The organism is Pseudomonas sp. PME37.24/006 (assembly GCF_055556635.1).
The window spans coordinates 1-267 of the sequence record NZ_JBVHNL010000128.1 but is presented as its reverse complement, the minus strand read 5'-3'; the positions used below and the strand labels follow the sequence as shown (position 1 = coordinate 267).

Sequence of the window (267 nt, the reverse complement as noted above, 5' to 3'; positions counted from 1 at the left end):
GTGGAGGTGCCGGCCGACGAACCGGCATTGACGATGGAATCAAACAGCCCCGCCGCATTGTAGGTCAGGCCGGAATTGGCGGAGGACCCGCCGCCCAAAGTCACGATCACCGAGGCCTCCGACGACAGCTCGACCGCCTGCGCTACGGCCGCAGGATTGCTGGCTGCAGTCACCGGATTGGAAGTGCCGCTGGTGCCCAGGCCGTAGGGATCCAGGCTGCCCAGCGTGGTCAAGGTGGAGGTAGAGGATGTGATCGCCATGTTCATA

At 64.0% G+C, this 267-nt stretch carries 1 protein-coding gene; it reads right to left on the bottom strand.

Annotation, left to right across the window (positions count from 1 at the left end; genetic code table 11):
- Positions 1-267, bottom strand: a 267-nt coding sequence (locus tag ACZ3GY_RS24120) for a hypothetical protein (protein ID WP_465912283.1), incomplete at both ends; no start/stop codon positions are given.